The sequence below is a fragment of the Nostocoides australiense Ben110 genome, from assembly GCF_001050535.1.
Taxonomy (GTDB): domain Bacteria; phylum Actinomycetota; class Actinomycetes; order Actinomycetales; family Dermatophilaceae; genus Nostocoides_A; species Nostocoides_A australiense.
On sequence record NZ_HG764815.1, the window covers coordinates 2,496,912 to 2,503,984 of the forward strand.

Annotated in this window: 8 protein-coding genes and 1 pseudogene; 1 reads left to right on the forward strand and 8 read right to left on the reverse strand. The window is 71.1% G+C overall.

Annotated elements, in window-relative coordinates:
• The 7 genes and pseudogenes from BN11_RS11995 to BN11_RS12025 all read right to left on the reverse strand — a co-directional run.
• Nucleotides 1–732: pseudogene (locus tag BN11_RS11995) on the reverse strand (DEAD/DEAH box helicase); the annotation flags it as partial.
• Nucleotides 729–1,676, reverse strand: a complete 948-nt coding sequence (locus BN11_RS12000; protein ID WP_235435455.1) for a diacylglycerol/lipid kinase family protein — start codon at nt 1,674–1,676, stop codon at nt 729–731. The pseudogene BN11_RS11995 and the gene BN11_RS12000, both read right to left, overlap by 4 nt.
• A gap of 10 nt (nt 1,677–1,686) precedes the next feature.
• Nucleotides 1,687–2,526, reverse strand: a complete 840-nt coding sequence (gene tatC / locus BN11_RS12005) for a twin-arginine translocase subunit TatC (RefSeq protein ID WP_235435456.1) — start codon at nt 2,524–2,526, stop codon at nt 1,687–1,689.
• Nucleotide 2,527: 1 nt separating this feature from the next.
• A complete protein-coding gene (gene tatA / locus BN11_RS12010; protein WP_048698036.1) occupies nt 2,528–2,833 on the reverse strand; it encodes a Sec-independent protein translocase subunit TatA in 306 nt (101 codons plus the stop codon).
• A 105-nt stretch (nt 2,834–2,938) separates the two neighbouring features.
• Nucleotides 2,939–3,247 (reverse strand): hypothetical protein, encoded by a 309-nt coding sequence (locus tag BN11_RS12015; protein ID WP_048698038.1) that lies wholly within the window; start codon nt 3,245–3,247, stop codon nt 2,939–2,941.
• A gap of 8 nt (nt 3,248–3,255) precedes the next feature.
• Nucleotides 3,256–4,212 carry a helix-turn-helix transcriptional regulator gene (locus tag BN11_RS12020; RefSeq protein WP_048698040.1) on the reverse strand — a complete coding sequence of 319 codons (957 nt, stop codon included), beginning with the start codon at nt 4,210–4,212 and terminating at the stop codon, nt 3,256–3,258.
• Nucleotides 4,209–5,195, reverse strand: coding sequence for a helix-turn-helix transcriptional regulator (locus tag BN11_RS12025; protein WP_048698041.1), 987 nt, complete (start codon nt 5,193–5,195; stop codon nt 4,209–4,211). The genes BN11_RS12020 and BN11_RS12025 overlap by 4 nt, the downstream gene beginning before the upstream one ends.
• Before the next feature lie 55 nt (nt 5,196–5,250).
• On the opposite strand from BN11_RS12025, the gene BN11_RS12030 reads away from it, so the two are divergent.
• On the forward strand, nt 5,251–6,375 hold the full coding sequence (locus BN11_RS12030) for a DUF3866 family protein (protein ID WP_083433712.1): 1,125 nt from the start codon (nt 5,251–5,253) through the stop codon (nt 6,373–6,375).
• Nucleotides 6,376–6,388: 13 nt separating this feature from the next.
• Here the strand turns inward: BN11_RS12030 and BN11_RS12035 are convergent.
• Nucleotides 6,389–7,073 (reverse strand): universal stress protein (locus tag BN11_RS12035; protein WP_083433713.1); only part of this gene is annotated, 685 nt, incomplete at its 5' end.

The window sequence follows — 7,073 nt, forward strand, 5'->3', positions numbered from 1 at the left end:
CGGGCCGCCGCCTCGGCATACCCGCGCTGTTCGGCCTGCCGGATCGCGTCGGTGAGATAGGGGTTCAACCGCGGGATCTCGCCGCCGCGCCGCGGACCCGCGGTCGAATCGGCGAAGAGGTCGAACATCCGGGACCCGACCTGCATGTGCTGCCACAGCGGCACCGGCCGGTGCTCGGAGACGATCACGGCGTGGTTGCCCCGGACGAGTTCGAGCCAGTCGCCGAATTCCTCGGCGTTGCTGACGGTGGCCGAGAGCGAGATCAGCTGCACCGACGGCGGCAGGTGGATGATGACCTCCTCCCACACCGCCCCGCGCATCCGGTCGGCGAGGTAGTGCACCTCGTCCATGACGACGAATCCGAGCCCGGTCAGGGAGGAGGACCCGGCATACATCATGTTGCGCAGCACCTCGGTCGTCATCACGACGATGGGCGCCTCGCCGTTGATCGACGAATCCCCCGTCAGCAGACCGACATTCGCGCTGCCGTGCCGTGCGACCAGATCGGTGTACTTCTGGTTGGAGAGGGCCTTGATGGGCGTGGTGTAGAACGCCTTCTGCCCGCGCGTGAGCGCCAGGGAGACCGCGAACTCCCCCACCACCGTCTTGCCCGCTCCGGTCGGCGCCGCGACGAGCACCCCCTTGCCGGCCTCCACCCGCCGCGCACGCGTCCCGCTGGAAGGGATCGAGCGGGAAACTCAAAGAGGCCTCGAAGGCCGCGAGATGGCTCATGACGCGGGGACCACGACGCGCACCGCGCCGGGCACGACCTCGGCCCGCAGCGGCACCCGGCGGAAGGGCTCGCCGTCGGCGAAGGCGGTGATCCCGTCCGCTTCGAGCAGCACGCGCCGGCCGCGGGTGATCTGGACGGCCGGGTGGTCGACGTGGGTGCCGGAGAAGACCTTGGGGAAGACGCGCAGGAACTCGGGCCGGCTGATCTTGTGGAGGATCATCACGTCGAAGAGTCCGTCGTCCATGAGCGCGTGTGGGGCTACGTGCATCCCGCCACCGTATGACGAAGCATTGGCCACAATGACCAGCATCGCCTCGGTTTCGGTGCGGGTGCCGTCGATCGTCACGGCATACGGGATGGCGCTGAAGACCGGGAGTTCGCGGACGACGGCGAGGTTGTAGCGCGACTGCCCCCGCGGCCAGGACCACGCGTTGGCGCGCGCGTTGACGACCGCGTCGAACCCGGCATACAGCGTGCCGCCGAACCACGGCCGGTGATGGTCGCCGTCGACGCGCCCCGCGTCCACGGACCGCGTGCGCCCGGCGGCGATCATCGCCACCGACGCCTCGACGTCACGCACGGGTAGGCCCAGGGCGCCGGCGATGTCGTTGCCCGTGCCCACCGCGACGACGGCGAGGGGTATGTCGGTGCCGGCGCAGGCGTTGACGCCCAGGTGCGTCATCCCGTCGCCCCCGGCGACGACGAGCAGGTCGAGGCGATCCTCGGAGATCGATCGCCGGGCGTTGGCGAGGGCCGCTCCGGCCGTCGGCCCGGAGAGATGGACGATGTCGAAGCCGGCGGCGCCCAGTTCGCGCACCAGCCGGGCCCCGATCCGGTTCCCGCTCCCGGCGGCGGCGTGCGGGTTGACGACCAGGCCGACGCGGGTGCCCGAGATCTCCCCGGACCTAGGGCCGGCGGGATTCTCGGCTGCAGCGTCGGGCACGGGCAGCAGGTTATAGGGGCGAGGCCTCGTCGTCGGCGTATTTCGTCCAGTCGGGGGCGTTCTTGGCGCGGCGCCGGCCGATGAGGATCCCGATCCAGGCCGCGATGAAATAGAGGACGATGAGCGGTCCGGCCATGAAGAACATCGTGACCGGGTCGGGAGTCGGGGTCACGATGGCCGAGATGATGAAGATCAGCACCAGCGCCGGGCGCCACTGCTTGAAGAGGGCATTGCCCGGGATGATGCCGGCGAAGATCAGCCCGACGAGCGCCACCGGCATCACCCAGGTGACGCCGAAGACGAGGATGAGCCGGGTGACGAAGCGGAAGTACATCGCCGCTTCGGGCAGGTTGTAGGCGTTGACCGGCGTGAAGCTGAGGAGGATCTCGACGGCCTTGGGCAGCACCCAGTAGCCGAACGCGCAGCCGATGAGGAAGAGCGGCAAGGTGACGGCCACGAAGGCCATCGAGACGCGCTTCTCCTTCTTCGTCAGGGCCGGGACGATATAGGCCCACAGCTGGTACATGATCACCGGGCTGGCCATGATCAGCCCGAGCCAGACACTGAGGTTGACGCGCTGGCTGAAGGCCGTGGTCAGACCGGCGAAGTTGAGGGCAACCTTGTCAGCCTCGATTCCGCGTTCGGCCGCAACGGATTCCATCGGAGCCGTCAAGTGCGCATAGACCCAGTCGTAGAGGAACCAGCCGATGATCGAGCAGACCACCAGGGCCAGGGCGGCCTTGATCAGCCGTTGCCGGAACTCGATGAGGTGTTCGATGAGGGACATGCGCCCCTCGGGGTTCGCCTTGCGGGCTGCCCGTTTGGCGCTGCCCGGCAGGCCGGGCGCCACGTCAGTGCGTATGACCGGACTGGTTGTCCGTCCGCGGGCTGTTGTCCTCGCGCAGCGCCGAACCCTCGACCGTCGTCGAGCCGGCGGAGCCGGTGGTCGTCGTGCCGGTGGTCGTGGTGCCGGTGGTCATGGTGCCGTCGGCGCGCTTGCGCGCCTCGTCCTCGGCCTTCATCTCGTTGACCTCGGACTTGAACACGCGGGCGGAGCGCCCGAGGGAGCGGGCGGCGTCGGGCAGGCGCTTCCATCCGAAGAGCAGGATGATCACCAGGGCGATGATGATCAGCTCGGTGGGACCAAGGTTGGGCATGACGCGCCTTTCACGTTGGTGTGTCGTCGGATTCATTCTAGGGTCAAGGCGACCGGGGCCCTCGCGAAGTGCCGAAGCGCAGCGAGGACACCTCGTGGGGTGGGTTCAACGGCGAGCCCAGGGCGGGAGCTTCGGCTGGCGCCGGGCTCGTCGCTCGTCAGCAACGATGGCACGCGTTCTTGTGCGTTCCCTGTGGGCGTCGTATGGATGCACGAAGACCGCCAGCTGAACATCGCCTGACGTGGGCAGCCGCGAGGCCGTGCGATCCAGTTCGGCGATCAGGAGCGACGCCTCCCTGACCTGGTCGTTCAGGGCGCGCACGGACCGCCACGTCGCGCGGACGCGGCGCCACAGCCACCACCCGCCCCCCACGAGGATGGCGAGGAAGACCAGCGCCGAGGCCCACCACGGCATACCGTGCCTCACGCTCCGTATGCCGCGAGCGCGGCCCGCGCGCTGCCCGCCACCTCGGCGGCCAGGTCCGCCGGCTCGCGCACGAGGACCCCGCCGCCGGCGCGGAGGGCCAGCCGGCGCACCCACTCACGGTCCCCGACCCGCAAGGTCACCGTCGTGACCCCGTCGGCGCGGGCGAGGGACTCGGTGGGGTAGTACTCCCCCACCCACTCCCAGCCCGGCCGCAACTCCAGCGTCACCAGCGGATCGCGCTGGGACGCAACGAAGGTCCCGGCGGCCAGGTCACGCGCCCGGGCTCCGGCGGGCGGGGTGCCGTCGGCGTCGAGGACCTCGATGTCCTCGACCCGGTCGAGCCGGAACAGGCGGGTGTCCTCGGCCCGGTGGCACCAGCCCTCGAGGTACCAGCGGCCGTCGAGGCTGACCAGGCGCATCGGGTCCACGGCCCGATCGGTGCTCTCGTCGCGCGCCGGCACCAGATAGCGCAGCTGCAGGCGCCGGCCCCGGCGCAGGGCATCGGCGACGACCTCGCGCACGTGCTCCGCCGAGTCGTCGGCGAGGACGGCCTCCACCTTGCCCGCCACGTCGCCGGCGCTCGCGGCCGCTTCGTCGAGCTTGGCCAGGGTGCGTTCGATGACGGTGGAGTCGGCCACTCCCTCCGCGCCGAGAAGCGCCCGCAGCCCCACCATGAGGGTGAGCGCCTCGGCGCGGGTCAGCCGCAACGGCTGGGCGATGGTGTCGGCGTTGGAGATGAGGATGCGCCCACCCTCGGTCGAGACGTCGATGAGTTCGTCGGTCATCGACCCGTAGCCGCACATGAACAGCAGCTCGAGGTCGTCGCGCAGCTGGGCCTCCGTCACGCCCAGCTCGGCGGCAGCGTGGGTGATATCGACACCCTGCCGGTTCACGAGCCAGGGCACGATCGAGAGCAGGCGAGCCAGCCGTCCGCTCGCGCCTTCGGGCGTCATGGGCCGACCTCCTCGTGGGCGTCGGCGCCGGCCCGCAACACCGTGATCACGGCGTCGCGCACGGCGGGCGGTTCCTCGACGATCAGGCTGGCGCCATAGGAGGCCAGCTCGTGAGCGATATCCCCCGGGTCGCTGTAGGGCAGCTCGACCTTGTCCCAACCGTCATCCCCCGCCGTCTCGATCCCCCTGTGCCGCAAGGCATTTCCCGAACCTGACTGCACGCGCAGCCGCACCAGGTCGAGCCGGCCGCCCTCCCGGCGACCCCGGATCATGGCGACCGGGTCGTGGTCGGCCGGCACGGCATACGACCCAGGTTTGCCGGCCCGGGTGACCTTGCCGGAGATCCGCGAGAGGCGGAAGACGCGCGGCTCGCCGCGGTCGGTGTCCAGCCCGGTGAGATACCAGTGGCCGGACTGGGACGTCAGGCCCCACGGTTGGACGTGCCGGGTCGCGGCCTCCTCACCCGGGCGGGCATACCCGAAGCGCACCGGCGCCTGCGCGAGCACGGCGTCGAAGAGCGGCCCGAACGCCGGCTCGCTCGTGCCGAGGCGGGCCTCGACGAAGGCGAAGGCCTCGTCGTCGGGTTCGACGCCGCTGGCGCGCAGCTTGCGCAGGGCCGTGGCGGCGGGGGCGGCGAGCGTCGCGTGGGACCACGCGCGTGCGGCAAGCCCCAGGACGGCGAGTTCGTCGGCATCGAAGCGGATCTGCGGCAGCGCGTAGTCGCGGGCGTGGATGCGATAGCCGGGCTCGTCCTCCCAGCCGGCGCTGATCTCCTCGGTGGCCAGCGGGATGCCGAGTTCGCGCAGCTCCTCCTTGTCCCGCTCGAACATCCGCTCGAAGGCCTCGTCGGTCGGCGCCAGCCGGTATTGCTCGACGGTCTCGCGGATCCGGGCGCGCGAGAGCGGACGGCGCGTATAGAGCAGCGTCATCACGAGATTCATCAGCCGCTCGGTCTTGGCGGCCGGGGAGTTGCTGGGTGGCATGTCAGGTCGACGCTACCGGAGGGATCGCCTCCGGGCTCATTACGCTGAGCCCGTGATGCACTGGCGAGTCGGGACGGTCGCCGCGGTGGAGCAGTCGTGGGGGCGGGCGGTGCAGTATGCCGTCGACCTCGACTCCCCCGACCAGGCGCCGGGGCCGCGCGTGCGCGCTCTCGGGTATGCCGACCTGGTGGGTGTGTTGGGTGCGGGAGACCGGGTGCTGCTCACCACCTCGGCGTTGGAGCGCGGGCTCGGGACCGGCGGGCTGGCGTTCGTGGTCGCCGCACCCGACCGGTTGCCGCCGGATCCGCCGGCGGGGCCGGGGCATATCGTCAAGGCCCGATACACCCCGCAACAGCAGATCGTGCTGGCCGTCGACGAACAGGAGAGCCCGCACCACGGGGCGCTCTCGTCCGGACCGGCGGCCGACGGGGACCTGGCCGGACTGCCGGTGCTCGTCGCCGACGTGCACTCGGCGCTGGCGCCGATTCTGGTGGGGGTCCGGTCGCTGGCGCCGCGGGCACGGGTCGTCCACCTCTACACCGACGGCGGTGCGCTGCCGGCGGCCTTCTCGATGACGCTCGCGCGGCTCGCCGAACTGGGTTGGCTGACCGCGACGGGGACGGTCGGGCAGGCCTTCGGCGGCGACTTCGAGGCGGTGATGTTGCATTCGGGGCTGCTGGCGGCCAAGTACGTCTTCGGCGCTGACCTGGTGGTGGTTGTCCAGGGGCCCGGAAATGTCGGCACGGGAACGCCATACGGCTTCACGGGTCTGGCGGCCGGCGAGGCTCTCAACGCGGTGCACGTCCTCGGCGGACGCGGCTTCGGCGCCCTGCGCATCAGCGCGGCCGACGCCCGCGAACGCCACCACGGCATCTCCCACCACAGCCGGACCGCATACGGCCGGGTCGTCCTCGGTGAGGCGAGCCTGATCGTGCCGCACCTGCCCGGCGAATTCGGGGCTCTGGTGGCGCAGCAGGCGGGCGATCTTGCTGCCGGGGCGCGCGGTCAGGTGACCTTGATCAGCGAGCCGGTCGACGGGCTGCTCGAGGCGCTGGGCGCCTGCCCGATCCCCCTGTCGAGCATGGGCCGGGGCCTGGACGCCGACGAGGAGTATTTCCTCGCGCAGGCGGCCGCTGGCCGAGCGGTGGCGCGCACGCTCGGACCGGCCGATACCCGCTGACGCCGGCAGTGAGTTACGCGCCGTGGCTCAGGACGGCGACCGGGACCCGGGCCGATTGCAGGACCTTGCGACTGACCGAGCCGAAAAGCATCCCGGCGATGCCACCGCGGCCGCGGGTGCCGAGCACCAGCAGGCGTGCGTCTTGCGCTTCTGCAAGAACGATATCCACGATCTTTCCCTGCTTCACGACCGCGGTGAATGCCACATCGGGGTGGGCCGCGATGACCGGCTCGAGGGCCGCGTCGATGCTCCCGTGCAGCCGCCGCTTGACCTTCTCGTATTGCGGCGAACCCGGGGTGGTGGCCACTACTCCGTCGACGACTTCCAAGAACCAACCGCTGACCACGCGAACCGGCACCCGCAGGCGCTCGGCCGTGGCCGCGGCATACCGCAACGCGGCGCGGCTGTGCGGGCTGTCGTCGAAGGCGACGACGATATCGCCGTCCTCGGGCAGCACCGGTCCCACGACCACGACCGGGCACCGGGCGAGGGCGACGACCGAGGTGGACGTGGCGCCGAGCAGAATCCGTTCGAGGTTCCCGCCGCGCGCCGACCCGAGGACCACTGTCCGCGCCCGCTCGCTGGCGTCGAGCAGGATCCGCGCGGCCCGGCCCGATGAGCGGTATGCCGTGACAGGGACCCCCGGTGCCCGCTCGGCCACGCGCGCGCAGGCCCGCTCGAGGCGGGGGGGGGGGCGG

Coding starts and splice junctions, on each gene's coding strand:
- tatA (WP_048698036.1), bottom strand. CDS start 2,833: ATGCCCAACCTTGGTCCCACCGAGCTGATCATCATCGCCCTGGTGATC.
- BN11_RS12015 (WP_048698038.1), bottom strand. CDS start 3,247: ATGCCGTGGTGGGCCTCGGCGCTGGTCTTCCTCGCCATCCTCGTGGGG.
- BN11_RS12020 (WP_048698040.1), bottom strand. CDS start 4,212: ATGACGCCCGAAGGCGCGAGCGGACGGCTGGCTCGCCTGCTCTCGATC.
- BN11_RS12025 (WP_048698041.1), bottom strand. CDS start 5,195: ATGCCACCCAGCAACTCCCCGGCCGCCAAGACCGAGCGGCTGATGAAT.
- BN11_RS12030 (WP_083433712.1), top strand. CDS start 5,251: ATGCACTGGCGAGTCGGGACGGTCGCCGCGGTGGAGCAGTCGTGGGGG.